This is a genomic window from Verrucomicrobiota bacterium (assembly GCA_016200005.1).
Taxonomy (GTDB): Bacteria; Verrucomicrobiota; Verrucomicrobiia; order Limisphaerales; family PALSA-1396; genus PALSA-1396.
Window position 1 is genome coordinate 1 of the sequence record JACQFP010000071.1, and the last position, 24,546, is coordinate 24,546.

The window sequence follows — 24,546 nt, forward strand, 5'->3', positions numbered from 1 at the left end:
CCGGACCGTACCGCTCTCGTGGTCAAAACGGCTCTCAACCACTTCCCAGTTCAAACCCAATCCCAGCAACTCATGAAACAGTTTTTCAGGCGTCATGCCCAAAGACTACCCAGCGGCTCCACCGAAAACAGCGAAGAACCAGCATATTTGACCCGCCCGGCTGTCCGCCAACGATTTCCACCAAGAATCAACGGCAGTGAAGTCACGGTTGAGAAATTGTGGTGGCTGAGGAATGTTAAAGCATTATGAAAACAAATTTAATTTTGGTGGCGGGCCTGACAGTTGCAGCGCTGCTGACCGGATGCCAGTCGATTCCGCCCGGCGCGGAACCCGGCCCGCACGGCACGATGGCCTACGTCGTGACTATTGAAGCTTCGGAGCCGGGTGCGCGGATCGAAGCCAACGGTGAGGTAATCGGCAACACGCCAGTTCACCTGAAAATTTTCGGCGACCCGGACGGAACGTTCCACGATTTCGGGTCTTATTTCTATGTCATTCGCGCGTTGCCGCTGACGACCAACCAGTTTGTCCAGACGCGCGTGTTCCGGACGGGGCGGGGATTCACTCCCGAGGACCAGATTCCAAAGAACATTTACTTCGACATGAATCAAAAGTCGCCGGCGTACCCGCCGCCGGGTGCACCCGGTTACCCATATTACGGACCTCCGTATTACTATTACGGACCTCCATATTATTATTATGGGCCGCCTTATTACTATGACTATGGCCCGACTTTTCGATTTTATTTCGGTCCGGGGCATCGCCGGCGGTGGTGAATTGTAACGGTGGATGGTTGCAGCAGAAGGTAAAATCCTGTCCGGCGTCTTGCAGTGCGCCGTCAGTTTATCTAAAGTCCAACTCATGCGCGCATTCTTCAGTCAGCAATCTGTTCGCGGCAGGCCGTGTTGGACGCCGACGCGACTTTTGCTTTCTGTGATGTTGGGCTGCAGTGTGGCGTATCCATCAATCGACGCTTGGTGCGAAGAGGCTGCGCCGTACCCGCGGATCGGTGAAGAAGCGTTCAAGGCGCGGCTGCCATTCTTTGATTACGACAAGAGCATCCCGCTGGAGGGGCGCGTGGTGCGAGAGTGGAATGAGGACGGCTCGTTGCGGCACAAGATCGTCTTTCGTGGCGCGCAAGGTTTTCTCGTGCCCGGTTACGTTGAGGTTCCCAAAGCCGCTAAAAAGCCCTATCCGCTCGTGTTGTTGTTGCACGGCTGGTCGGGTGGCAAGGAAGATTGGTATAAGGACGACAATTTCATCAACGGCGGCGTGATGCGAAAGGCCTTGCTGGAGGCGGGGTATGGGATTCTCGCGTTGGACGCGGCGACGCACGGTGAACGCAGCGGCGAGATCGACTATCAACACGTCAATCCCTTTGATGACCCCAAAGCCCCGAAGCAACGCAACTACTTCACCTTTGCCGAGATCTCGATTCAGACGGTCAAAGACTATCGTCGCGCCCTCGACTTCATGGCCGAGCGGCGTGAAGTGGATATGAATCGCATCGGCCTGCTCGGTTACAGCATGGGCGGCATGGACTCGTTTTATCTGCTCTCGGTCGAGCCGCGCATCAAAACCGCCGTGGCTTGTGTACCACCGCTGCTCAGCATCGGCTACGGACCGGCGTCGCCCATCGATTACAGTTGGGGCATCGGCAAGACGCCGTTCCTGATGTTGATGGGCCGCAAGGATGGGAAGGACGATTACGTTGGAAAGGTAGAAGCGTCGTACCACAAGTACATCGAAACGGCGAACACGAAGCTGATTTGGTACGATCAAGGGCACAAGCTGACGGCGATCTACGTCCCGGACGCGCTGGAGTGGATTAAGAAAAAGCTGTAGCCGGTACGACGATGACGTGGGTGACTCTCGATAAGCCCACCGAGGAAACTCCGCTATTCAAGTCTTCCGATGCCCCTCACCCTTCCCTCTCCCCCTCGGAGGGGGAGAGGGTGGCCGAAGGCCGGGTGAGGGGATTTCAGTCCACAATGGTGGTGCCATGGGTTTTCAATTGCGATTCGCCTTTCCGGTGATGGAGCCGCTCGTTAGAGTCAGGAGCATGAGAAGCCTCGTTCTGGTATTGGTAGCTTCGTCGCTCACGGCAACGGCTGGCCAATGGCCGGGCTGGCGCGGACCGGATGGCAACGGGACTTATCAAGGAAAGAAACTGCCGCTCCATTGGAGCACGAATGAAAACGTCCGTTGGCGCAGGCCTCTGCCCGAGCGCGGCAACTCCACGCCGATTGTCTGGAACGACCGCGTTTTCATCACGCAGGCAGTTGAGAAGGAGAACCGCCGCACGGTGATGTGTTTCGACCGTCGCGACGGGAAATTACTCTGGCAGGTCGGTCCGACCCTGCTGGAGAAGGAACCCACGGTTTCGGACAACCCGCCGTGCACGCCCTCACCCGTCAGCGATGACAAACGTGTCATCGCGTGGTTTGGCTCGGCGGGAGTGTATTGCTACGACTTCGACGGGCGCGAATTGTGGCACCGCGATCTCGGCCCGCAATCGCATATATGGGGTTACGCATCCTCACCGGCTCTCTACCGCGAACTTTGTTTCCTGAACTTCGGCCCCGGCGAGCGGAGTTTCGTCATTGCCTTGAACAAGCGGACGGGCAAGACCGTCTGGCAGCGTGACCCGCCGGCGATCAGCGCCGACGCGAAATCGGAGGACTATGGGGGTGAGGCTTCGTATAAAGACAAACCCGGTGCGATGAAGATTTCGGAAGTGGCCGGCTCTTGGGCCACGCCTTTGGTCGTGCGAGCCGGCAACCACGATGAATTGGTGGTGGCGTTTGCGCTGCGGTTGATGGCGCTCGCACCGAAGACCGGCGAGCTACTCTGGACATGCGACGGACCGAACATCGGCATCTACAGTTCGCCGTTTTCCGGTGAAGGAATCGTGGGATTGAACGGTTGCGGATTGCGGAACACGGTCATCGCCGTGCGACCCGGTGGTCGTGGCAACGTGACCGCAACGCGCCGGCTTTGGATTCAGTATCCCGGTAACAGCAAGGGCTCCATTGGCGCGGGTTTGATTTCCCAGGGCCACATTTATCAAGTGAACTGGATGGGCTTTGCCGAATGCCGTGAGCTCAAGACCGGTGAGATCGTTTGGGAAGAACGGCTCACGGGCACGGGCGCACGGAACGCATCGTGGTCGTCGCCCGTGCTGGCAGACGGTTGGTTTTATGCGGCGAACCTGAACGCCGACGTGTTTGTGCTGCGCGCCAGTCCGAAGTTTGAGTGTGTGGCCACGAACTCGATCGGCAGTGAGCCAATGAATGCGTCACTGGCGGTTTCGGATGGGGAAATCTTCATTCGCACGGACAAACACCTTTGGTGCATTGGCGCGACGAAGAAGCGATAAAGCAATTCGCGACGATCAAGGGGGTTTGGAGGCGATCAACTCAGCGAGAAAAAAGAGAAAGGCCGGACAACAGATCCGGCCTTTTCACACACGCACACTTGAGAACAAAGTGCGCTAACACGTGATTACAGTAGCCGAAGCCATGTCCCCTGCTAGTCACCAGTACTGGTTACACGCCGGTGAGGTAATGCTCTATCGCTTTGGAGCTAAAGTTTAGCCGCGTGGCGAATCGTCAATAAAGACGGGGCATTTCCGATGGATATTGAACAAAACAAGGCAGACGACTTTAATGAGGCGGAGTAAGTCGTTCATCGCTTGTGGCTTGCCTCACGCTGCTTATATCAACAATATCACCAGCGCGCATTTCTCCACCGATCAGGCTGGAATCCCATTTAGTTGCCTGCACATAGATTCTTATTGGTTCTATGGAGGTAACCCCGGTTGTGTCCATAACTCTCAATCTAAAATTCGTGCCACGCCCGTGCTCTCCTACATCGAGAAATATCCAGCCCTGAACCGTTGCGCCGGCAGCAATATTCTGTTCTCTGAGAACAGAATTAAAAGTGGTGCATGTTATTTTTCGAGCCGCCTTCAGATCTCCCTTGGTGACAACAAAGATTGTTCCATAACCTATATCAAAATCAGGGATAACTGTCCAACTTTTATCTGGATTTTGAACCTCAACTGCATAGTTGGCTATCTTGGTCGCGATAGGTTTCAGATTTGTAAATTGAACATGCAACGTAAGAAAGACTGGATACCTTATCAAACCATCTCGGAAAATGCGAACAAACCAGATCAATGGATCGGTGTTGCTATCAAGCTGAATAAACTGCACGTCGGCGAATACCGAAAATGCCTTCGTTTCGGCAGGCGTGTTGGTCACCGCACTCGCCTTGGTCTCATTTAATCTACCCTGAACAAATCTATGAGTTCCAGACATTACCAACCAGCAAATCAAAGTGCAGAAAACGACAGCCGGAAAATAGAGAATCCGGGGATTTGCTCCAAAGTAGTTAAGGAGGCCACCGAGAGAGAATACGAAAAGTCCGATCAGCGAACTGGTCGTTTTATGATCTTTAACCCATTTAACTACGCCCTCTTTTGCTTTGGGTTGGCTTGGAGTTTGGTTCTGCACTTTATTAACAATGGTGGTGGGCGGTGATTCTATGGATTTTGGGATACTTTCAGCAACCGGCAAAGGCTTGGTGGGTTTACAGGCTTGTGCCGCTTCCCGCTGCCGCTTGCGGCGCTCTTTTCTAGTTTCGGAAGCCATTGGATGCTCACAGGATTAGTCTGTAAACAGACCAATCGGTCAATGGCATTCTAAGCGGATAAAAACCACAAGAAGATTTGCTGTTGACTCCACACTAATGTTTCATCACGAGCCGTCAGGCTCTGTGGTTATGAGTAAGTTTTGCAGTTCGTAACCGAGTAAATCGCCAATCCGTTCGATGCTGACATCGGCCGGCGGGTAGCTGGACAGAATCTTCGGATCGTGGGCGTAATGTCCTTGCCGGGGGAAAACAGTTGTCACTCGTGAATCCCAACTCTTTTTGACCGCGGCCAGAATGCGCAGTTTGTCATCCACCAACACGTAATGTTTGGCGGGATAACGTCGCTCAACTTCAGCCAGTTCGTGTTCTTTGTGAACGTAAATGAGAACGTTGCCGCCGACCGCTTCGAATAGACCGGAGCGATCCACTTTGCGCGGCTGAAAAACCACGTCGCCATCCGACAGGATGACGGCCGGTCCCCATTGCTTGACGTGCTCCACAACATCAAGCGAGTTCGGAAAGAGCCGGTTCGCGAAGGGATAGTCCACCAGGAAGCGGGACACCTCGAAGAGACGCGGGTCGTGCGGCTGCTCGCTCCGGTAGCGTTGCAGCGCGCCAAGGTAATCGGCGTAACCAAGCTCAGTCCGCAACTGCTCGAAGATGGCCCAGTAGCGTTGCGCCCGCTCCGGTCCGACCCTGCTGTCAAGGTGGCGTTTGAGGTCGGCGGTCACGCGGTCGTTGTCGAGCAGGGTATTGTCCACGTCGAACAGAAAGACGATTGGATGAATTGTTTCGCTCATGATGATTGCATTGTCGTGCGAGGTTTCCCGGCGCGCAACACCCGCAAGGAGAACCCTCGACCGTTCTCGAACGGTTCGACGGTGGCGGTAATTTCGAGCACTGGATAACGCACGGTCGCCAACCCATAACTCTTGTACGTCGCCGCGAACAGTTCAGTTTCCACCATGCCCGTCCAATCCGCCAGCGTCAGAAATTTCATCGGCTCGCCGGTGATTTGATGATGGACGCGCTGTTCAATCACCAATCCGCAAGTGACGACTTCTTCGCCGACGTGTTCACCCAGTCGCGCCACCGGGCAATACGTTTCCCACGCGACGTTGTTGTAAAGTTCAAGCGGATGTCCGCTCGCGGTGAAGCCGAGCAATTCCGTTTCCCATTCCAGACGCTCGCGCCGCGTCGGCTCGCGGAGCAGGGAGGGATTTTGGACGAGGAAATCAGAAACCGCGTCTGCGCCGGCATCAAAATCAAATTCCAGGTTCCGACCTTTGATTTCGGATTTCGGATTTCGGATTTCGGATTTCACGAGACGCTGCGCGTCCCAAAATTGCGCCGTGCGCGCCTGCCCGAACTCGTCGAAAGCACCCACCCGGATCATGGACTCGATTTCCTCCGGCGACGGCAACACACGGCAATAAAAATCGCGGAGCGAATCGAACGGGCCGCGTTCGCGTTCGCGAAGAATCGCGTCCTTGGTTTTTTCAGCAAGACCTTTGACGCGAAGCAGCGGCACGCGGATGGTGTTGCCGTGCGGCGCAAAGGCCGGTCCAGGTTCGTTCGCCGATGGCGGCAACAGCTTCAATCCGAGCCGATGACATTCGAGGACATAGACGAGCGGATTGTAGAAGCCCTTGCCGTTGGTCAGCACGGCGGCCATGAATTCAGCAGGGAAGTAGCGCTTGAGCCACGCCGATTGGTACGCCTCGACGCCATACGCGGTGCTGTGCGCTTTGCAGAAGGCGTAACCCGCGAAGCCGGTCACGAGTCCCCACACTTCGACGGTCTTCTCCGGCGAGTGACCGCGCGCCAAAGCAGATGCAAAAAACTCGCCGCGAATTTCCTCGATGACGGCGCGCTTTTGTTTGTTGAGCGCACGGCGGAGCACGTCGGCGCGGCCCGGTGGCAAGCCGGCGAATGCTTCGCAGAGTTGCAGGATATGTTCCTCGTAAACCACCAGTCCGTAGGTGCTCCGCAAGCACGCTTCCAACGACGGATGCGGATAGGTCACCGGTTCAAGACCCTGATAGCGCCGCGTGAACGACAACTTCTTGCCTTCGTTGGCTGCGCCGGGCCGGATGACGCTGACGATGGCAATGAGGCCGTCAATCTCGCGCACGTTGCACATCCGGCAGAGGCTCGTCATCGCGGGCGATTCGATGTGATGCACCGCGCGCGCGCTGCCTTCGGCAATCATTTCCCAAACATTCGGGTCGCACCACGGTTCTTCCGTGGCCGCCGACGTGAGGAGGCGGTCGGGTGGAGGCGAGGCGGGTGGGCCGGTGGGAAAGTGAGCAGAGGAGAAAAGGAGAAAAGGAGAAAAGGAGCTTTTCTCACTTTCCCACCTTCCCACTCTCCCACCTGCCAGATCCGTTCTGGTTGCGACGCACCGATCCAAATCCACTTCGATGCCGCGCTTGCCGAGCGTCGCCTTCACGTCGCGCATGGCTGCGAGACCGCCTTGCGCGAGGATGTCCATCTTCACGAGTCCGATGGTCTCCACCGCGTCCATGTCGAACTGCGTCGTGGCGTAGCCTTTGTTGGCGATGAAGGTCGGTGTCAACTCGTGCATCGGCTGGCGCGAAAGCACGAGGCCGCAGGGGTGCATCTTTGGATAGCGCGGCACGCCGTCGAGGAACTCCGCCATTTCCAACGCCGTCCGGTACGGTTCTTCGTCAAAGGGCAGGTCGCGGTTTTCAGGACTCGCGCGCAGCATCTCAACCAAACCAGCGCCGCCACTGGGCGTCGGTTCGTCCGGCACCCAACCGCCGCCAAAGCTCCACGGGAAGTGATCGGTGAACTTCCTCACTTCGCGCTCTGCCACGCCGAGAACTTTGGCAACTTCCGCGAACGCGCTCCGCGCTTGGAAAGTTGAGAACCCACCCACGACGGCGCAATGCTCGCGGCCGTATTTCTCGAAGATGAGCTTCACCACGTCATCTTTGAAGTCGTGCGCGAAGTCGATGTCGATGTCCGGCAGTTTGTTCAGCGCCATGCGTTCCTTGTTGAGGAAGCGGCGGAAATAAAGGTCGAAGCGAATCGGGCAGACGCTGCTGATGCCAAGACAATGGCAGACAAGACTGTCCGCCGCGCTGCCGCGCGTGATCCACTCAATGCCGCGCCGCCGGCATTCCTGAAGAAAATCCCAGGTGATGAGGAAATATTCCTCGTAGCCGACCTCGTTGATCATGCCGAGTTCCGTTTCGATTTGTGATTGGCGATTTGCGATCTGCGATTTGGGGTAACGACGACGGAGTCCTTCAAGGACAAGCCGCCGCAGAAACTCGCTCGGCGGTGAACCATCCGGTGGCGTGAACGCCGGGAACTGCGGCTTGCCGAAGGGCAGATCGAAATTGCAGCGCTCGGCAATCTCGCATGTGTGGCGAAGCCAGTCGGGATGTTGCTGGCAGGCAGCCGCCATTTCGGCAGGCGTGCGGAAATGAAATCGCCCGCTGCGCAACTTGTCCGGGTGCTCCTGCTGCAAAAGCGTCAGCGTGCGGATGCTTTGCACGATGTCGTATTTCTGCCGGTCCTCCGGTGTCGCGTAGCGGATTGGCGGACAGGCGGCGATGGGAAAGCCCTTCATCCCGTCCCTCTCCATGAAGCTCAATGAACATCGAACATTCAACATCCAACGCCCAACATCCAAGGATGGCCGAAATGCGGAGCATTGGATGTTCGGCATTGAATGTTGGGTGTTGAATGTTTGATCAGATCGTCTCGCAGCCATCTGGTAGAAACGGTCGGGAAACATCTCCGCCAGTTGCGTGTCCTCGCTGACGGCGATCAGTCCGTCGGTGAAGCCGTTGAGTTCCTCGCGGCGAAATGGGGAATGTTGCTGCGCGGCAACGGAAGCTTCGTCGCCGTTGCTCGCCGTCAATTCCGCATGACGTGACAACAGGCGGCAGAGGTTATGATAACCTCGCGGTGACTCGACGTAGAGAAGCAACGGCTTGTCGCCGACGCGCAATTCCGTACCCAGAATCGGTTTCACGCCGGCTTTCTTTGCTGCTTCAACGAACTCAACCGCGCCGTGCAGGTTGCCCGTGTCCGTGAGCGCGACGGCAGGCAAGCCATGCTGCTTGGCCAGTTGCACAATGGCCGCCGGCGACAGTGTGGAATCGAGAAACGAATAGTGACTATGCGCGCGCAGAGGGACGTAGCAACTGGTCCATTGGCGATTTACGATTTGCGATTTGTGATTTTGAAGCGTGAGCTTCGTTACCTCAGCTACGACAGCTTCACGAGGAGCATCGCGCAGTTGAAAATCGTGGCCGCGCAAGATGATTTGCTGACCACGCGCGCGGCGCAAATCATCCACGACGCCGGCCAATCGTCGCCGGGCTTCGTGTTGTCGGGCGGCGCGTTCGAGCGGCAACTCGCCGCGGAAGAGGCCGTCATAGACATTCGAGAGTTTCAGGGAAACCATCCGCAGGCTCACGCGCCGCTTCCACGCCTGCTTCAGCATCGTGTGAATGCGCCCGTAAACGTCCGTTTCGAGATCGGTTGGTTCGGGCAGGCTCTCGCCGCGCTGATCTTCAGCCATGTCGTTGTAACACACCTTGACCGTCAGCGTGCGGATGCTTTTGCCATCGGCGCGCACCTTGGCCATGAGTTCGTCCGCCATCCGACGCAACACGGCTTCGGCGTATTTCTCATCCGTGAGGTCGGCTGCGAAGGTTTCCTGTTTGCTGTAGGACTTGGCCGGTTCGCACAACGGCACGACGGGCCGGTCATCAATGCCGTTGGCGAATTGTTTGAGTGACACCGCCAGCTTGCCGAGCAGCAGGTTCAACAGTTCGAGCGGTGTCGCCGCGATGTGCTTGATGTGGGCCAGCCCCGCCGCGTTCAAGCGCGACGCGGTCTTTGGTCCAATGCCCGGCAGCCAGTGGTTCGGGAGCGGATGCAAAAATGGAATTTCGTGTCCGGGCAACACCTGCGCAAAGGCCGCAGGTTTGTGCAACTTGGAAGCGATTTGACTGATGAGCTTGTTCGTGCCGATGCCTTCGCTGACGGAAATTTTGAGTGATTGCCGGATGGCGGCGCGGATGGTTTGCGCGACGTCAATGGACGGTTTACGAACGCCGCTCAAGTCGAAGTAGCCCTCGTCAATGGAAGCAATCTCCACATCCGGCGTGAAATCCTGCGCGTAGCTGAACATCCACCGGGAAAAATGTTCGTACTTGTCGAAGTCGCCGGGCAACACGATGAGCTTGGGGCAGAGCTTCCGCGCCCGCACGGTCGGCATGGGCGTGAACACGCCGAACTTCCGCGCTTCGTAGGATGCCGACGCGATGATGCCGCGCTTCTCACCGCCGACCGCGACGGGCTTGCCGCGCAACCGGGAGTCGGCGGCTTGTTCCACGGACGCGAAGAACGCGTCCGCATCGAGATGGACGATGACGCGGGGCACGGTCGATCATTTGCGTTTGCGGATGAGCGCGACCATCACGCCCTGGATGACCAGTTCACTGGCCGGAATCATTTTCGGATAATGCGGGTTTTCGGCGCGGAGGAACGGCTTACCGCGTTCCATCGCGAAGGTCTTGAGTGTGGACTCGTTGTCGATCAGCGCGGCCACCACGTCGCCGTTGCGCGGCGTCATGCCGTGTTCGAGCACGACGAGGTCGCCGTCCAAGATGCACTTGCCGATCATCGAGTCGCCCCGCACCTCCAACGCGAACGTGCGCGGCGTGGGCTTGAGGCCGAGCGTCTCGATGTCGATGGAAACACAGCCTTTGGCTTCCTGCTGGCGGTCGGCAGGGAAGCCGGCGGGGATGGCGCCGTAAATCGGGATGTCCGCGACGCGCTTTCGCAGGGCGTGCAATGGCGAAACGACGCGCAACGATCGCGCCTGGCCTGGTTCACCGGTCAACAAGGCGCCCTTCTGACGGATCAGGCGGAGGTGATCGGCCACGGTGGTCAGGCTGCGAAAGCCGAAGCGGTCGGCAATCTCCTGAAAGCTGGGCGTCACGCCGGTTTCATGGCGCGTGGTCTGGATGAAATCGACGATTTGCCGCTGGCGTTTGGTCAGTTCCTGCATATACCGTATGGATATACGGTATCATGGCGGGTGGCGGTGTCAATCCTTCTGTGCGATCAGACCTTCGACCCCGCCTGTTCCAGCATGGCATCAATGGTCGCGAGCGCGTTGCCTTCCAGTCGGTTGTTGACGTAGATGAAAGTCTTTCGCTGGCCCCCCGTGGCCACGCCTTCCTTGATCAATTTCGCGCCGGCAGCGCGGGCCTCCGCGTCCGGTTCTTTGACGCGGTCGTACGGACTGAACAGATCGACGGCCTCCTGATACTTGCGGCCCGGCTTGAGCAAGAACCGCGCGCCGCACAGCTTCGGATTGGTGAGACTGTCCGGCAACGCCATCTGCTCGCCCACCGGCGGCATGTCCGCCCAACTGTTGAAAACGTGCGCGACACCGTGCCGCCGCAGGACGGCGAAATAGTCCGGGTGCAGGAAATGTTTGTTCCGGATTTCCACGCCATAAGGCCAGCCGCTGGGAATGTTTTCCAGGAAACGGTCGAGGTCGGCGACAAAGTCGCGGCCATGCTGATAATCGCTTGGATAAAAGTGCGAGAATTCGAACATGAGCAGGCCGACATTCTCGCGGAACGGATCGCACGGCTTGAGGAAGGCCGAGGCGAACAGGTCCGCATTCAGAAAATTCGCGTTGGGTTTTCCGGCGCGGATGCCGAACCTCGGCTGGTTGGTGAACTTTTTGACGGTGATTTCATCGGTGACTTTGAACGCGAACTGAAAATCCCTTGGCACTTGCGACACCATGCCTTCGAGGTAGCGCCGGTCGGGAAACTTGTAGTAGGCCGCATCCACGCAGACCGTCTTGAAGACTTCGGCGTACTCGGCCAGGCACTGTTTCTCAAAACGGCTTTCGGCGACCTTGCCGCGCCAGAGGTAACGAGATTCGTCGTAGAGCAGGCCGCGCCAGCCGGCGTATTTCCACGAGGACGTGCCGATGAACACGCCTTTGGCCGCCAGGGACGCGGCTGTTCTTTTCATTCGTTCACGCTCGAAAGCCATAAAGTTGGGACGAGAGTTTGAACCGGCACAGTCTATCCGGCAACAACCTTGCGGGCAAAATCATCCTGAGTCCACTTGGAGGCTTGCCTAAACTTCAGCAATCTCGCCGTGTCCTCCGGTGCTTAGGTGGAGCATCACGAACATAATTTATTCCTTTCGGGGCAAGTCTCAGTTTCCCGTCGAAGTAATGGTTCTTCGCGAATGCCACATGCTTCGCTAATTCTTGTTGGATGCATTCGATGTAATCACGTGAACCTTTCACGTAATGAACCAGATACTTCGATGAATGCAGGCACGACCAGTAGGTCTCGACGTGCTGATATTTCGACTCAGATAAAACGTCGAAGACGCTTTGCACCACCCGCAGCGGGCAATCGGCACCGAAAATCACTGCGCGAACCGCCGCCGGTGGGATGTGAATGGTGTCACGATAGGAAGTATGGTTGCATTGCGTGAGTGGGCGTTCCTTCCGATTGCACACCTCACACCGAACTTTGATCTGCGGCAACGAGACGAGCCTTGCAAGGTCATAGATCATGCGCACTTCGCGCTCATATTGCCAGACTGGCGACTTGTGCACCAAAAGGTTCAGAAAGTGGCGTTCTTCAGATGCAGATCGTTCGTCTGAGTTCAAAAATAGTCCAGACGCCGGGTCCAACTTGTGTGCGCTGTCGCGTGGCTGGGACAAAGACTGCCAGCAATCATAGTAGCTGGGAGGGAGAGTCTGCCTTTCCGGGAAATACTTTACAGGAAAACCCCCGCAGCGCATCCCATTGTCAAATTGGGCAGCATCCAAGGCGAAGCAAACTCCTTGGAACTGATCAGCGTAATGAGACCACATCAAAGTGGAATGCTCATCTGACTCGCCTTCTCCATCGGCCAAATTAAAGAGGTTGGAAACCAAACTTAAGACACGAAATCGTTGGTGTAGAAGCCGAAAAATCTGTGAATTATGCCGGTCAGCTATGCCCCGCTGTGAATCCACTTGAATGGGCTGCTGCGGATGCAGATAGGGCATCGTCCCGGCCTTCTTCAAGTTGTCGTTGGCAAGGGCCACATATACAGGGACACCCGTAATGAGTTCGCTTTGCAATTGCTGATCAGCAGAGAAACGCTTCTCATGGTCGTCAGTCCAACCAGGGCGCATCTCGAACGGGTCGTTTAGGTCAAGCGGACTGGTCACAAACACTGAGTTTCCTTTCAGGATCTTCACCGCGCTGTCGCCACTGCAAAACTTGAAAAGAACATTGGAGCGAACGTTTTTCACAATTCGAGGCTAATTGTCGGGGACAGCGAAGTGAAGCGAATCTGACAGCCGATTTTCGTCCATCCTGCCGCACTTTAGAACCGCACTTGGTTGTTTGCTTAATTCAAAGTTTGAAGCGCTTCCTTAGCTTCGCTGACTATGCGTCCAAGCAGTTCATCATCGTTTTTTCCCCATAGAGTTTTAGCGTAAGAAGGAAACAATAGCACAACCTGCAAAACCTCTTTGGCTTCATTTTTGCACCCAACTTTTGCGAGCATATCACCAAGTTCCAAAAGAGTCGATGGGTCAAGACGTGAAGCCCATGCTTTTAGAAACGTACTTGCGAGGGGCTTCCAGTCCGTGGGGATGTCCTCTGATTGGAACATGAATTTATCCCGTGCGAGTCCTGCGAGTGCTTCACCAGCCAACATTCTTTGAAGCTTTGGAGCAGCGTCGGGATGGAATTTGGCCTCACTCCCTAACTCACTGTTTGCCATTTGTTGAAACTGTGACAGCCTGCGGTCAATCGCAGCTATTTCCTCCTGTGTGTAGTTTGGTAGGCCATCATTCCAATCAGGCAAATTCAGAGAACGGGGCAATTTGAAAGTCAGCGCAGTACCTGCATCAACGTAAGGCTGACATTCTTGTCTCCCGAACAGTTTAGCAAGCAGACCCATAAGCAATGTGCGGTTTGTATCATGTTACGGCACGAGGCGCAATCGCAGCGCGTCCTGGCTCAACGTAGCGCGTCACACGCGGCCTTGTGGCGAGGCGTGAGACGCGAGCACGCTTTCGTCTTGTCAGCCCAAAGGCCAGCGGCTAACTTGGCGACATGCTGATTGTCGGAACACAAAACAACAGACGGTTTTCGCAACCGTTGGCCGTCGAAACTTCCGACAAATTCCGACATATTTCATGTTGCACGGTGTCGCACTGTTCAGCAAGCGCAACGATGCAAACAGTATAAAACCACTGTAAACAAAACGTTTTAGTCGGTTTGGAGAGGTGGCCGAGTGGCTTAAGGCGCAGGTTTGCTAAACCTGTGACGGAGTAATCCGTTCGAGGGTTCGAATCCCTCCCTCTCCGCCAACGCAGTTTGATGCGACCAAATACATTGATGGAACCGCCGCTGAACATCGTTCCTCTCCGCGCTTCGCCAGCCCGTGAACTGGCCTTCACACTGATCGAATTACTGGTGGTGATTGCGATTATTGCGATTCTTGCCGGGCTGTTGTTGCCGACGCTGGCCAACGCCAAGGAGAAGGCCCGTCGCGCATCCTGTCAGAGCGCCCTGCGTCAGCTTGGGTTGGCGTGCCACATGTATGGCGACGATAACAATCAAAAGCTCCCTTCCGGAGTTCGCGATGATGGCGCAACTCACACGATTTGGGTGGGCACGAATACGTTCAACGCCATCCGGGATTACAGCAGCAGCAACATGAGCAGTTGTCCAAGTTTCATCAATCAATTCCAATATTATTACCCCGGAGTGGGGTACGTCATCGGCTACAGCTACAACGGCGCGTGTAAAAAACCGTGGGCGGGCGAGCCGAATCCCAAATGGATCTCCCCGCAAAGACTGACGGATGACCCACAACTTGTCCTGGCGGCGGACTTGAATGCGTGGGACAAGAGTCCCGGCTGGACTTTGGCACCGCACGGACGCGGCGGTCCCATCAAACAGGCGGGCAATGTCTTCATGTATGTGGGCGGGAAAACGTCCAAGGAAGTCGGTGCCGCCGGTGGTAACGTCGGTTACCTGGATGGCTCGGTGTCGTGGAAGCCGATTGCCAAAATGACGAATTACTGGGCCTTCCAATCGGGTATTTATTGGAATGCCTGGTGATCTCAACTAGCCGCCAGACGCATCGCCGCAAAAAGATTTTTTCCAGAATCAACCGTCACCGGTTGCTTCGCCTTTTCATCCGCCATTTCCACCAACTCCGGCGGCAATTCCTTGAGGAACGGCGACGGATGACACGGCATCAGTTGTCCGTATTTCTTGCGGCCGCCGCAATGACTGAGCGTCAACGTCTGCATCGCGCGCGTGATGGCGACATAAAACAGCCGGCGCTCTTCGTCCAGCGTCCCTTCCACCTTGGAACGAGAATGAGGCAGGAGACCATCCTCCAAACCGACGATATAGACGTGCGGAAACTCCAATCCCTTGCAACTGTGAATGGTGATCAACGTCACGGCATCGCCTTCATTGTCCTTCTCCTCCTCGCGGTCGGCATCGAGCATCAAGTCTTCCAGAAACGTTTCGAGTCGTTTCGCCGCCGGCGCGGTGGCGGCTGTCTGGCTGTCGAGTGTGGCGACCAGCTCCTTGAGATTGCGAACGCGATTCTCAGCCGTCTCGAGGTTCTTTTCCGAACGCCGCAGTTCGTTCCAATAACTCGTTTCTTCCAGAAAACTTTCCGCCCAGATTTGCAAGGAAACCGTTTGCTCACTCGCTAAACTCGCCCGCGTGATTTCGATCAATTCAATGAACGCCTGCAAACTCTCGCGCGTTTTGGAGGTAAACGTGGCCTGCACGTCGGTATGCTTCATGGCGGCATAGACCGAGCAATGCTTTTCCTGACTGGCCGCGAGCAAACGTTCCATCGTCACATCGCCGAGTCCGCGCGCGGGCACGTTGGCGATGCGCAACAGGTTCACGTCGTCGTGCGGATTGACGAACGTTTTGAGATACGCCAGAAAATCCCGGACCTCACGCCGGTCAAAAAAACTCTGCCCGCCGATCAGATGATAACGCACGCCGGCCTGGCGCAGCGCGGTTTCCAGCGGATGCGACTGAATGTTCGTGCGAAAGAGAATCGCCTGCTCCGACCACGGAATGCGCTGGGCGAGGCGGGCGTAATCAATCAGTTCAACCACGGTGCGGGCTTCCTCTTCGTCATCGGTGAAGACGTGCAGCGTGATTTTTGTTCCCTGACCTTTTTGCGACCAGAGATGTTTGCCGCGGCGACGCGCGTTGTTCTTGATCACGGCATTGGCGGCGCTCAGAATCGTGGCGGTGGAACGATAGTTTTGTTCGAGCTTGATGACTTTGACTTCCGGATAATGTTTTTCCAGATCGAGCAGGTTGGCGACTTCCGCGCCGCGCCAGCCGTAAATGCTCTGGTCGTCATCGCCCACGACGCACAGGTTGCGATGTTCGCGCGTCAGTTGATGCACGAGCTTGAACTGAGCGGCGTTGGTGTCCTGATATTCATCCACCATCACGTAACGAAATCGCTCGCGACAGGCCTCGAGGGCGTCGGGATGCTCGGTGAACAGTTTCAACGTCAGCAGAATCAAATCGTCGAAATCCACCGCGTTACAGGCGCGCAACGCGGTTTCATAACGGGAACGAACATGCTCGGCCAGCGCGGTCACGTTCGGGTCGCCAAACGCCGCCGCCGGCGTCCCGCCGTTCTTGTAACGACTCAGCAAACTCAGGACCGCTGCCGGGTCGGTCTTTTCTCCTTTTGTGGAGATGTGGCTGAGAATCTTTTTGATGGCGCTGAGCTGTTCCGCCTCATCGTAAATGACGAAATTCTTTTTGTAGCCGAGCCGATGAATATGCTGGCGCAGAATCCGGACGCAGAGCGAATGAAACGTGCAGACGGTGGGGCGGTCGGGACGTGTTGCGTGTTGCGTGTTGCGTGAATCCGCACTCGACGGCGGCCTTACGCTCCGAGGAATCAACTTTGTCACGCGCTCCTGCATTTCGCGCGCGGCCTTGTTGGTGAAGGTGACGCCCAGAATGCGGCCGGGCGCGATGCCCCGTTCGATCAGATGTGCGATGCGATGCGTGATCACCCGCGTCTTGCCGGTCCCCGCGCCGGCAAGAATTAAAAGCGGGCCATTGATCGTCTCAACGGCGAGCCGCTGCTGGGGATTGAGCGAACTTAAATTCAACATGCGCGCCGGAGTGTAGTGCGCTGGAAAGTGAAGGCAAGGAGAAGCGCGCGTCACCTCATCTTCTCAGAACCCTCCTGCAGCAATCGGATCTTCCACAAAACACGGTTAACTTAATAACGGGAATACCGGTAAAACTTTTTCTCCGCTCAGTGCGCGCGAGTTTTCCAACCGACTCGCGCCGTGTTAGGCCGCTTAACCATAGGGTCTCCGACTCTTGATCATCCAGCGACCATCGCGCTGGACGACAGTGTAAATGAAGCGATTCCTGCTCGCTGGAAGATTCGACAGTGCCGCCTCCGCCTCAAACTCGCCATCGCTCTTCCGCTCAATCTTGGCGACCTGAATTATGACGCCAACCTTCCCGCTGGAAGAATCAAGAATATCCCCTGAGGGAGAAACTCTCGATGCCGCATAGCTCCTGAGCGGCGGCAGATGGCCAGCGAACCTACTGAGAAAAGCGTCACTCGGAGGTGTCAGCCGATGACCAAAAGCCAGAAAACAGACAGACGCCTGGTTTGTCCCGACGTGCTGAAGAAGCTCTCTCACTAATGTTTCAGTCACATCGGACTCGAACGCTGCAACGTCAACTTGGCTGAACTCTGTCGGCGTGTAGAGGAACAGTCGATACCCTAGCCCTGCAAGCGACGCAGCAAGAATCAGAATGACGATTGTTTTGGCGTGTCGCATAGCGGGCTAACGATTAGGTATGCGGAAGAATTGTTGTCGATCTGGGTTCATGCCAGTGTCATCTAGCGTTTTCTACGCGCCACGTCCAGCCGGATTTGGCTGTAGCCATGTACGTGGGAAATTTCGCGGAAGTCACAGTGAGGCTGCTGGCGAAATGGAGCGCGGAATTTATTCCGCTTCAATTTGATTACAATCGATAGGCATCGAACGCCAAACCGTCAACCACATCGAAGCGGACTGAAGCCCGCGCCCCCTTGCGCGAGCGGCCTTGCCCTGTGGAATAGCGTTCGTAGCTACCGCAGTAGATGTCGCGTTTTTTCCACGGGGCGAGCCGTGACTCCGGGGAAATTTCCCGACCGCATGCCTACGGCTTACAGACTCAAGTGTCCCAAAGCCAGCAGGCCGTAAAACGTGTACTCAGTGTCCAGGTGGTCATCGGCCCATTGACCGTGAAACGAGCCTTCGTTGGTCCAGAGCGTGTCGATGTAATCGAGACATTTTTCTTTGACGTGCGCGAAGGAAACTTCCATTCCCGCCAGCGCGTGCAAGGCCGTGGCGGTGGACAGTAAATCAGGAATCGGCGCATTGGGCACGGCCAGAAAGCCGCCGTCGGGATGGCAACGCGCCAGCAGCCAGTCGCCCACCGATTGATTCACCGGCACCGTTAGATTTCGGAGAATGGTTAGGGCGGCGGCGGTGGCATTCGTTGCTCCGACCTTCACATTGCGGTCGTTGGCCCACGCACCGTCGGGCATCTCCAGAAATTTCAACGACTGCACGAGGCGCAGCGGTTCAGGCAATTCAACCTTCAAATCCTGATAGGCCCCCAGTGCAAGAAAGCCACCGTAAGCCGTGCCGGAATTGCTTCCGGCAACCGGATGATATCCTCCATCCCTGGCGCGAAATGATTCGACGCGGTGGATCATCGTTTCAGCCAGCGCGCCGGAGCGGGACACGGGCGCGCCAGAGTTTCCCAAGGCCGCCCAGGCGCGGGCCAGGCAGCAAAGGTGAACGAAATCCAATCCGTCGCCGGCGCCAAATTTCTGCAGATAATTTTCGACACGGGCGACAGCCAATTCTACTTGCAGCGCGAGAAGCGCATCCAGACCGAATACAGTGTAATAGAGATCGCTGCGCCCGGAACGGTCCTTGAAACCGCCATCGGCGTTTTGCTGGCCGTGCAGAAACTTCGCGACCAATTCCGTGGAATCACCGAGCAACTTCGGCGCAAGTCGGGCGACTTGCAGCATTTCGAGGCGCAGGCTCATGAGAAGCGATGACCGCCGGAGCCGATCCGGTTTCGCGCGTGTTCACTCCACCGCCACCGGCGCGAGACGGTTCGCCGCATTCTTCTGCTCAAACTCCTTGCACCAGCCCTTGATTTCCGTGTCGTTGAAAATCCTTCCGATCACGCGCCGCAGCAGGCCTTTTAAATTCGGATTCTCCAGGTCGCGCAACGAACGGATAGCTTCCTCTTTGTAAGTCTCCAGCAAGGTGCGGGCGCGCTCATCGGCTTTCAACTCAGTGTAAAGCGCTTCGATGTGTTCGGTGTTCAGTCCAGCTTCAGGGGAACGGCGCCAGAGCAATTCGAGACTTTGTTTCCTCTCGCCAGTCGCGCGTTCATAAGCCACTGCCAACAACAAGCCGGGGCGCATCCCCGCGATGTCATTGGTTTCGCCCTTGTCACCCAGATCGCTCAGGTCATCGCGGATTTGATACGCGATACCGAGTGCTTCGCTGTAAGCCGCGAGCGCGTCCGAAACTTCCTCGTGCTGTTCCGTGCCCGCATAGAGCGCACCCAACCGCAACGCCACTTCAAACGCGGGCGCGGTCTTTTGCCGGAAAATGTCGAGCACCTGCAACGGCGTCAACGGCTCCGGCTTGCGCGCCCAACACAACTCCGCGCCCTGACCGCGACAAAGCTGGCGCTGGCCTTGCGCCGCCGCGAGCAGCATTTCAGCTTTTTGTTCACCCGAAATCCGCGACGCGCCGATCAGGCGGTAACCTTCGCCGATGAGCAAATCCCCGACGTTAAGCGCCACAGCCACGCCGTGCTCCTCGTGCAACGTTTTTTCGCCATAACGAATTCTGTCGTTGTCTTCGATGTCATCGTGGATGAGCGACGCTTTGTGAAAACATTCGATGGCCACGGCGATTTTGCGGATGTCCTCCGGCAATTTCTCGCCGGGCGTTTCGCGCAACGCTTGAAAAGCGGCGACGGTGAGGAACGGCCGCCAACGTTTGCCGGCGCGCATGAGCCACTCGCGGGCAATTCTCTCGGTCTCACCCTCCGCGTTGCCCATGATGAGAGCGAGGGACGGCGGCGTGAACCAGAAATCGACTTCATCCCGCAGCGCGCCGAGATCAAGCCGCCGCGTTTTGTCATCGCTCGTGAGGTGGAGGTAATCCCAGACCCAGTCCAGATCGACCGTCGTATCGATGCAATCGTCCTGCAAAAGCGGCACCGCCACACCCGGGATCGCTGCCGCTTCCATGTAAGGAAACGCCCGCTCCAGCACACTGAGACAACTGACCCCGACGATGGCCTCGATCTTGCCGGTTTGAATCAACGTCATGACGATCGCCGATCCTTCCGCGACGAGCACGGCGTAGCCGAGCCTTTCCGCTTCCGCCTGCAGATCCTGGATGGAGCAAAGCCCGCATTGTTTGCAGAGCAGACCGAATTCGTCGAAAGGCGCGGGGCACTTGCTTTCCACGCGCAAACATTTCGGGAGCAGCAGCAGTCGCCGTTCAAATGGGACGGACGCCAGTGCTTCGCGCCACATTTCGTTGTTGATGAGCACGCCGATGTAGTCGCGATAAATGGCGTCGCACTTGAGCATCGCGACGATTTTGTCCGCGTGAACTTTTAGTTCGTCCGCTGGCAGCGGCGGCACGGGATTGTATTCAGCCACGTAATGGCGGACGAGTTGCAGGATGTGCGCCCGCTCAATTGTGGTCTGAGGAATATTTTTCTTGGGCGCGCGAACGCGCTGCTGAGGAACGGGGCGCGGAATGACAAGGGTCGCAGTTTCCATAAATCACTTTGTAAGACGTTCCATCGGCCTTTTTGTTTCATTCCCTCTGGTTATGCGTGTGGCATTATCCACAATCGATGCCGCGGGGTCGAGACTTGTTTTCAATGCGCGTGCCTTGGCCGTGGCTTGGTGGTCAACGTTTCGGTAAGCCGAAAAATCATTGAACCAATACTTTTTGGCAAGCCGATACATCCAATGTTTCTCCGGCACTTCCTCACCGGGCAACCACTGGCTGAAACGCGGCTGCATGGCCTCCAACTCGGCCATCGCCGTGCCACGGGCCGTCGTGTCGCGTGCGCCGTGTTTTGCGACGAGTTCTTTCACAAGGTCGGGCCGCTCCAAAACCACGCAACCGCGAGTGTGTTTGGCGCTGAGTTCACGGAAGTCTTTCAGGAATGCCGAATCGCGCATGGTTTCAAAGATGCCGCGCGGGTCACGAATGGATTCGGTGGCGAACTGGATGATCGGGCACGGCTCGATGTCACCTCGCGGACTGATGTGATGACTGATGCCCGTGGACATCGGGCAAAGCGCCTGGCCGTCGTGATCGTAATAGGCGTCAATGATCGCAATCGGCATCTTCGCGCGCATCTCGACGACGAACTTGCGTGTCCGCACGAGTTGGTCGGGGCGCAAAGCGAGCTGCTGATTCATCTTCGGTCCGACCGGCCGGTAAGTATGATACCAGACGTAATGCACGCCGCGATTGATGAGTTCCTGAAGCCACGATTCGGTCAGCAGTTCGTCGATGTTTGATTGGCAGACGCTCGTGGCCACACCGGTGAGAAGCCGGGCGCGCAGACAATGTTCCAGCCCGCGCATGGTTTTGTTGAACACGTCCTTCTTGCCGCGCCGCTCGTCGCTGGTTATTTCGCGGCCCTCGATGCTGACCAGCGGCGTGGCGTTGCCCAGCTCGCGCAGGCGATTCGCGACTTTCTCGGTGATGAATTGGCCGTTGGTGAAAAGCTGGAAATAGCAGTCCGGATGTGCCGCGAGCAGGTCAAGCAGTTGCGGGTGCATGAACGGCTCGCCGCCGAGGATGCCGAAGAACGCGTTGCCGTGTCGCTTGGCGTCGGTGATGGTGCGATTGAGCGTGTCGAGATCGATGGCGTCCTTTTCCTCCACGTCCACCCAGCAACCTTGACAGCGAAGGTTGCAGGAGTTGACGATCGAGACGTAGAGGAACGGCGGGAAATACTCGCCACGCTTGATGCGCCGCTTGAACTTCTCGACCGACAACACCCCTTTCACGCCGAAGTTCCAGGCAAACTTCCGAATGCAGCGGAAGTCGGCGGAGCGCAGGGTGCGAATGGCGAGGGTAGGAAGCATTTTCAATGTGTGATGCCCGGTGTTCTATGATTATCCGGCTGGCTTTCGTCCATGATTTGTTCAACAGAAGGGCTTGAGGCGATCCAATCGTACGTCGGGCGTGATTCGCCATTGATAAACGTGACACCCTGCGGATTCCACGAAATGCCAAAGTGATTTCCAACACTCTCGCAAGCGATGGCCCTAATCCCATAGAACTCGACAGGGCGAACCTCGCCCGGCTCACTCACGCCGTTACAGTTGAGGTCTCGCCAAAGCGCTAAACCTCGAAGCTCCTTGCCTCGCAAGACGCCATCGCCATCACTATCGAGCGCAGAGAGAGCATCATAGCCGTCACACCAAAAAATCCAGAACGTCACGCTACCAAACATTTGCAAGGCGGAAGTAATCCGGCAGGTACCGTCCGCGTCAAATACAAGCCACGCTGCCTTTGGCGTAATCCACCCCCACTTTCGCGGCCGTCCGCTGCCGTCGAGATCGAATGACACTTGAGCATCAGGGTCCGTGAGTTCGGTCAATGAGGTATTGGTCTCAAGCGGAACGAGGATTGGCGTTACCGCACGACTCATCGTTTGAAGTTTCTGTCGGTCTTTTTTCAATTGAGCGATCTCCCTTGCGTCCTTTACGGGATTGAGGAGTTTCAACATGTAGCTGATGACTTCGTCGCTGTAGCACACACCCGGCCCGAGGGATCCTTGCCTGGAGCTATGAATTGGGTTTCTTCCAGACCGCACGTCGTCCCACACGTCTTCAATCCACTGTTTCAAGTCGAAGTTGCCGGTGACCTCGCGCTTCCATGCAATGCTGAGCGTTTTGCGATATGCGGCCAACGCCTCATCTCGCTTTCCTGACTGATCCAGACACCAAGCCAGCCCCAGTTCAAGAGGCAGAACCAGCCACTGCTGCTCAAAAACGTTCGTGGACTTCTTCAGTAATCCGATCGCTCGTTCATAGAGCACGATCGCATTAGTCAGGTGCTCAAGTGCAATTCGTTTTTCTTGCGATGTCGGTTTAGTCTGCACGCTTCGCGGCACGCCGGCGTCTGATCCAGGAAAATAGAAGACAGGACTCTCATCTTTCTTAGTCACATTGACCTCGGTGAGGTTCGTCGCGTAGGCCATCGAATGCAGACGGGCAAGGTGATAAATAGTTTCAAAAGCATTCGTGTTCTTCACAAAGCGTTGCTGAAGATTTGTGAATAGCCGGTCGATGGGAACCTTTTGGGTTTCGGGAAAGCCGAACAGGGCATGACTGGGTGAGCAGGCATAGGCTGCCATGAACGTTATCAAAGCAAGTTGATGCAATCGCATAACGAGGATTACGCTGACCTTTTCAGGCTACTCGACAACGCCGCCTGCGCTTTGGCTTTCGCCTCGTCCGCTCGACGCGCGATTCCGTTCGGAGATGGCAAGCTCATCAAAACTTCCGGCGGGATGTCGCCGGATTGCGCGAGTTTCACCAGACATTTCTGGCGTTCTTTGAGCGCTTTGTCCGCATCGCGTTCCTTCGAGAATCGCGACTTCGCCTTTTCACTGCGTTCGCGGAGCATCGCATAAACGTCGCCGCCGAGCAGCGCGGAGATGTCGATCTTCATCTTCTCGCGGTTCAGGTCGGCATCACTCACGACGTCACCGTTGATCGGACCGGCCTTGTATTTGGGGAACATGATGGCGGCCTCGGGGCAGACGCGCGAGCAGGCCGGGCAGTTGGTTTTGCAATTGTCGTTGCTCTGCACTTGAATCTTTTGCTCCTCGTCCACGCCATAGACTCCGAAAAGACAAAAGCTCAGGCACTGCATGCAATTCGTGCAGCGGTCATAGTCGATGACGGGGAACCACGGCTTCCAGTCGCCGTGTTTTGCGGCGTTGGTCTCGAGGCGAACGGATTCAACCGTCTCGGTGATGCGGTTCGAGTCGAAGCCGGTGACATCTTGAAAACGAAGATTGACCCGGCCATCGGCGTCTTCACCCAGCGGCGCGCGGCCGCCGTTGAATCGGCCCATCACGAGCAATGAGGTGCGGTCGGCGGGAGCGACGCGGCCCTCGCCAGCCACGCGCGTGACGGCGAAACCCTTTTCAAGCAGTGCGGTCATCGCGGCGAAGCGGTCGGTGGCTTCGAGCGGTTGTGCGCCGTCGCCTTCGTAGAGGACGACGCGGAGAGTGGTTTGGTCTTTGAGGCTCATGCGGCGATTTCGGTCTTGGGCAATTCTTCAGCGCCCGGCTTGGTGACTTTGCCGGCGGGCAGGTTCGGTTTCAACCCGCCGTTGGACAGCGCCGCACAAACTTCCTCCGCGCTTTGCACACGCATGTTCAACACCTCAGTAGAATTGAACGGCAAATCGGCTTTGGCCGCGTGAAACAGCCACTTCACCGCGCGCGGATAACAGGCGGCGATCTTCACCGCGCCGCCTTCGGCCAGTCGTTTCAATGACGGGTCTTGCCGGGCGGACATTTCGCAGAGGTCGGCCACAGCATCGAACGCGACACCGGAATCGCAGAGTTTTTTCAACACCGCTGCCTTCACCTCTTTGGGGACGACCTGGGCGTAGGTGCAGTTACAAAACAAAATGCGCGGCGGTGTCATGATTTGCTCCTCAAGTCTAACATTGTTACGTCGGGC

General features: G+C 56.7%; 19 protein-coding genes and 1 tRNA gene. 5 read left to right on the top strand and 15 right to left on the bottom strand.

Annotated features, from left to right (window positions below; genetic code table 11):
- Positions 1-245: 245 nt before the first annotated feature.
- From HY298_23885 to HY298_23895, 3 genes are all read left to right on the top strand, one after another.
- Positions 246-776 (top strand): hypothetical protein, encoded by a 531-nt coding sequence (locus tag HY298_23885; protein ID MBI3853300.1) that lies wholly within the window; start codon positions 246-248, stop codon positions 774-776.
- Between the two features lie 85 nt (positions 777-861).
- Positions 862-1,845, top strand: coding sequence for an alpha/beta fold hydrolase (locus HY298_23890; GenBank protein MBI3853301.1), 984 nt, complete (start codon positions 862-864; stop codon positions 1,843-1,845).
- Between the two features lie 217 nt (positions 1,846-2,062).
- Positions 2,063-3,379, top strand: coding sequence for a PQQ-binding-like beta-propeller repeat protein (locus HY298_23895; GenBank protein MBI3853302.1), 1,317 nt, complete (start codon positions 2,063-2,065; stop codon positions 3,377-3,379).
- 286 nt (positions 3,380-3,665) lie between these two features.
- On the opposite strand, the gene HY298_23900 is transcribed toward HY298_23895, so the two are convergent.
- The 7 genes from HY298_23900 to HY298_23930 form a co-directional block, all read right to left on the bottom strand.
- Entirely contained in the window at positions 3,666-4,655 is a 990-nt protein-coding gene (locus HY298_23900) for a hypothetical protein (GenBank protein ID MBI3853303.1), read from the bottom strand.
- A 105-nt stretch (positions 4,656-4,760) separates the two neighbouring features.
- A complete protein-coding gene (locus tag HY298_23905) occupies positions 4,761-5,456 on the bottom strand; it encodes an HAD family hydrolase (GenBank protein MBI3853304.1) in 696 nt (231 codons plus the stop codon).
- On the bottom strand, positions 5,453-10,084 hold the full coding sequence (gene dnaE / locus HY298_23910; GenBank protein MBI3853305.1) for a DNA polymerase III subunit alpha: 4,632 nt from the start codon (positions 10,082-10,084) through the stop codon (positions 5,453-5,455). Before dnaE ends, HY298_23905 begins: the two co-directional genes overlap by 4 nt.
- A gap of 6 nt (positions 10,085-10,090) precedes the next feature.
- A complete protein-coding gene (lexA, locus tag HY298_23915) occupies positions 10,091-10,714 on the bottom strand; it encodes a repressor LexA (protein ID MBI3853306.1) in 624 nt (207 codons plus the stop codon).
- Positions 10,715-10,770: 56 nt separating this feature from the next.
- The gene (locus HY298_23920; protein MBI3853307.1) at positions 10,771-11,721 is read right to left on the bottom strand and encodes a DUF72 domain-containing protein; all 951 of its coding nucleotides are present in this window, start codon (positions 11,719-11,721) and stop codon (positions 10,771-10,773) included.
- A 94-nt stretch (positions 11,722-11,815) separates the two neighbouring features.
- Positions 11,816-12,988, bottom strand: coding sequence for a DUF2971 domain-containing protein (locus HY298_23925; protein ID MBI3853308.1), 1,173 nt, complete (start codon positions 12,986-12,988; stop codon positions 11,816-11,818).
- Between the two features lie 98 nt (positions 12,989-13,086).
- Positions 13,087-13,644 (bottom strand): hypothetical protein, encoded by a 558-nt coding sequence (locus HY298_23930; protein ID MBI3853309.1) that lies wholly within the window; start codon positions 13,642-13,644, stop codon positions 13,087-13,089.
- Positions 13,645-13,966: 322 nt separating this feature from the next.
- Here HY298_23930 and HY298_23935 point away from each other — a divergent pair.
- Positions 13,967-14,056: transfer RNA gene (locus HY298_23935), tRNA-Ser, on the top strand.
- A 28-nt stretch (positions 14,057-14,084) separates the two neighbouring features.
- Positions 14,085-14,813, top strand: coding sequence for a type II secretion system protein (locus tag HY298_23940; GenBank protein ID MBI3853310.1), 729 nt, complete (start codon positions 14,085-14,087; stop codon positions 14,811-14,813).
- Positions 14,814-14,815: 2 nt separating this feature from the next.
- Here HY298_23940 and HY298_23945 read toward each other — a convergent pair whose 3' ends face one another.
- The 8 genes from HY298_23945 to HY298_23980 form a co-directional block, all read right to left on the bottom strand.
- Positions 14,816-16,873, bottom strand: a complete 2,058-nt coding sequence (locus HY298_23945; protein MBI3853311.1) for a UvrD-helicase domain-containing protein — start codon at positions 16,871-16,873, stop codon at positions 14,816-14,818.
- Between the two features lie 192 nt (positions 16,874-17,065).
- Positions 17,066-17,560: a hypothetical protein gene (locus tag HY298_23950; GenBank protein ID MBI3853312.1), complete on the bottom strand. Its 495-nt coding sequence runs from the start codon at positions 17,558-17,560 to the stop codon at positions 17,066-17,068.
- Between the two features lie 371 nt (positions 17,561-17,931).
- Positions 17,932-18,828, bottom strand: a complete 897-nt coding sequence (locus HY298_23955) for a hypothetical protein (GenBank protein ID MBI3853313.1) — start codon at positions 18,826-18,828, stop codon at positions 17,932-17,934.
- A gap of 42 nt (positions 18,829-18,870) precedes the next feature.
- Positions 18,871-20,598 carry a polyprenyl synthetase family protein gene (locus tag HY298_23960; protein MBI3853314.1) on the bottom strand — a complete coding sequence of 576 codons (1,728 nt, stop codon included), beginning with the start codon at positions 20,596-20,598 and terminating at the stop codon, positions 18,871-18,873.
- 3 nt (positions 20,599-20,601) lie between these two features.
- On the bottom strand, positions 20,602-21,927 hold the full coding sequence (locus HY298_23965; GenBank protein MBI3853315.1) for a radical SAM protein: 1,326 nt from the start codon (positions 21,925-21,927) through the stop codon (positions 20,602-20,604).
- Between the two features lie 2 nt (positions 21,928-21,929).
- A complete protein-coding gene (locus HY298_23970; protein ID MBI3853316.1) occupies positions 21,930-23,237 on the bottom strand; it encodes a tetratricopeptide repeat protein in 1,308 nt (435 codons plus the stop codon).
- A gap of 8 nt (positions 23,238-23,245) precedes the next feature.
- Positions 23,246-24,109 carry a ferredoxin family protein gene (locus HY298_23975; protein ID MBI3853317.1) on the bottom strand — a complete coding sequence of 288 codons (864 nt, stop codon included), beginning with the start codon at positions 24,107-24,109 and terminating at the stop codon, positions 23,246-23,248.
- A complete protein-coding gene (locus HY298_23980; protein MBI3853318.1) occupies positions 24,106-24,510 on the bottom strand; it encodes a hypothetical protein in 405 nt (134 codons plus the stop codon). Before HY298_23980 ends, HY298_23975 begins: the two co-directional genes overlap by 4 nt.
- Between the last annotated feature and the right edge of the window lie 36 nt (positions 24,511-24,546).